Below are 3,232 nucleotides of genomic sequence, written 5' to 3'. Positions count from 1 at the left end.
ACGAGCGCCGAGGTTAAATTTGCGCCCGAATATTTTTACGATTTTTTAAAATTTATAATGGAGCAGGTCCCCGAACACCACTATTTTTTCAGCCCTACCGCGCGCTGGCTCCTGCTGGTTGCGATGGAGAAATACGTGGAATTTGCGGCTTTAGATTAGCGTTTTGACCCGCGAAAATTTGCGAAATTCGCCGCCTGCGCCGCGCAAGTTCGGACCGGCTGCGGCCTGCTACGGCAGGGCGAAAGAGGAGTGAAAGATCGGTTGAAATTTATCGACCGCAATGATCGTGCCGCAGCGGCGTGAAATTTAAACGGGCGCTCTGTTCGCGAACTAGCCCTTGCCTAGCTTGATACGTGCCCTAAAATCGGGCATGATCTGCGCGATGAGCGCGTAAAAATCCGCTCCATGATTTGCATGGATGAGGTGCGCGAGCTCGTGCAACACGACGTATTCGACGAAGCGCGGATCCCGCTCTATCAGGCTTAGCGAGAAGTTGAGATAGCCCTTGGCGTGGTTGCAGCTGCCCCAGCGCGTCTGCATTTTGCGCACCCGCACCCGCGCGATCTTGCGGCCTATTCGCGGCGAAAATTTCTCGATATAGCGCAGGTAAAGTTCAAACGCAAAAGCCTTTTTAAACGCCGCAAACTCGCCCTCGCTCTCGCAAAAGATCGCGCCCTCCGATACGAAAATTTTATCTTTAAATTTAGAGCTTTGGATAAAATTTTTGATCGTAAAATCGGGCTCGTCGCGCTCCGCCGCTTGCGCGCTTTGCGCCACATTTTGCGGCACGTTTTCGCTCGCGGATTTTGAAGTTCTTTTGCCCATGAGCGGAATTTCTTCGCTCGCGGCAGAGCTAAAATTTGAAATTTCTCCGCTCTCGGCGGGTTTAAATTTTGAAATTCCTTCACCCGCGACAGGTTTAAATTTTAAAATTCCATCCCTTGCGGCAGGATTAAATTCAAAATTTTCGCCGCTTAAGGCGGAGTTAAATTTGCCCGCATCACTGCTTTGTGAAACGCATCCGTCCGAGTGAAATTTTAAATTTTCGCCGCAGGATTGCTCGCCGCCGTTTTGCTCTAGCGTTTCTGTCCGGATACGGCTCGATTTGAAAAATTCCTCGCCCGTTAAATTTTGTGCGTCGCCGCGATTTAAATTTTGCCCCCGCGTTCCCAAGGCATTTGGGTTAAATTTTAAAATTTCGCCACTTTCCAGGTTTGCGTCCTCTCGTGCGAGGTTAAATTTCAAATCCGCGTCCGCTGCGCCATTTTGCGCCGCTGTATCTATAAACCCGCTGCTTTGTCGCATTTCGCTCTGTTGCGCAAGCCCTTGCGCTGCATCGTCCGGTAGGTCAAATTTGAAATCCTCGTCCGCCGCACCACTTTGCGAGGTGTGCTCGCCCGAGTGAAATTTTAAAATTTCACTTCCTGCGCCGCCGCCCGCACCGTTATTCATGCCGCCTGCGGCATTGTTTGCGTTGCCGTCCACATTGACGCCATTACCGCTTATGTCCGTGCCGCTTTGTAAATGAGCTGAATTTACGCCGCCTGTGCCACTACTCGCATCGCCATTCGCCCAGTTCACGCAGCCCCGCACGCTACTATCGCCTAAACTTTCATCTGCGTCGCAGTTTGTGCCCAGCTCGACCTCGCGGCTAAATTTCAGCTTGTAAATTTTGCCTAAAATTCTAACCTGATCGCTCGCTAGTAGCTTGCTTTGCAGCCGCTCTAGCGTTTGGAGGATCCAGCTTTCGTGCTTTAGGATGAAATTTTCTGCCTGCGCCGCGGTGTAGGAGCGCGGCACGCTGACGCTGATCTCGCAGTCCTTGCTAATGCGGATGCGCGCGTATTTCATCCGCTTAAAACGCAGACTGATCGGCAGGCCCAGTAAATTTAGACTAACTTTTTGCTCTGCCATTTTTTGCTTATCCATCGCGCCGTATTCGCGCTGCCGCGCAGCCACTCGTCGCAGAAAAACCCGATCCAAACGCCCAAAATTCCATACCCTAGATGGATGCCCAAAAGCCAGCCCACGGGGATCGAGACGCCCCACATAAAGATCACGCCCATTGCAAAGGGAAACCTCGCGTCGCCGCTTGCGCGCAGGGCGTTTACGAACACGATATTAAGCGTCCGTCCGAACTCAAGCCCCAGCGTGAGGTAAAAAAGCGGCCGCATGACCTGCTTGTGCGCCTCGTTTAGGCTCAACATCTCCATGATCTGCTCGCGCGCTAAAAACACGATCGCGACGAAAAGCGCCGTCGCCCCGAGCCCGAAGCGCAGCGCGGTAAATGTGTGCCTATATGCTTCCTGCGGCTTGGCGGCGCCTACGAGGCGGCCTACGATCACTTCGTTTGCCATACTGATCGCGCTTCCGCCGAAGAAGATGAATGATGAAATTTGAAAATAGATCGTCTGCACGGTAAGGCTCGCCTCGCCCATGCTCGCGACGAAGGCGAAGGCGACTAGATACTGCACGATCCACAGCATGTTTTCGCCTGCGCTAGGAAGCCCTACGGATAGAATTTTGCGCAGCGTGGCGAGCTTGATCTTTAAAAACATCGTGAGGTAAAATTTTATCTTTAGCACCTTCGTGATGATAAGAAAGAATAAACATACGCCGATCATGCGCCCCGCGATCGTGCTCACGCCGATGCCCTCAAGCCCGTAGCACGGCAGTCCGAACGGCCTAAAGAGCACGACGTAGTTGCCCGCGAGCGTTACTAGGTTCATCACCACGGAGACTGCGATGATGAAATTTGCGTATCCGTAAACGCGCACGATGGCGCTAAGCACGATCGCGACGGCGTCTATCGCAAAGACGATGCTGATGACCTTAAGATAGATCGCACTTTCGCTTAAAAGCTCGGCGGGCACTTGCAGCGCGCGGAGTAAAAACGGCGCGCAGCTAAAGACGAAAACGCCGCTGCAAAGCCCCACTAGCGCGTTGAATGCGATGCTCGTGTGGATCGCGCGCATGGCTAGGACTTTGTTTTTCGCTCCAAGCGCCTGCGCTACGAGCACCGAGCAGCCCACGGCCAGAAAGCCAAAAACCGTGATGAAGAGCAGAAATATCTCGTTGCCCGCCCCCAGCGCGCCTACTAGCGAGACGTCCACGCGCGAGATCATGTAGGTGTTGATAAACGTGGTTACTAGGCGCAAAAACATATCGACGTAGATTGCGAGCGAGAGCCTTAGTAGCGAGATTTCTTTCATATTTTGCCTTTATTTGGGGG

Annotated in this window: 2 protein-coding genes; both read right to left on the bottom strand. The window is 52.8% G+C overall.

Translation table 11 applies throughout. The features are described 5' to 3' along the window. Positions 1-330: 330 nt before the first annotated feature. Positions 331-1,929: a M48 family metallopeptidase gene (locus Q0369_RS06000; protein ID WP_298097334.1), complete on the bottom strand. Its 1,599-nt coding sequence runs from the start codon at positions 1,927-1,929 to the stop codon at positions 331-333. Next, on the bottom strand, positions 1,890-3,212 hold the full coding sequence (locus Q0369_RS05995) for an MATE family efflux transporter (protein WP_298097331.1): 1,323 nt from the start codon (positions 3,210-3,212) through the stop codon (positions 1,890-1,892). The genes Q0369_RS06000 and Q0369_RS05995 overlap by 40 nt, the downstream gene beginning before the upstream one ends. Positions 3,213-3,232: the final 20 nt, after the last annotated feature.

Source organism: uncultured Campylobacter sp. (genome assembly GCF_938030685.1).
In the GTDB taxonomy this organism is placed as follows: domain Bacteria; phylum Campylobacterota; class Campylobacteria; order Campylobacterales; family Campylobacteraceae; genus Campylobacter_B.
This window is presented reverse-complemented; position numbering and strand designations above follow the sequence as displayed.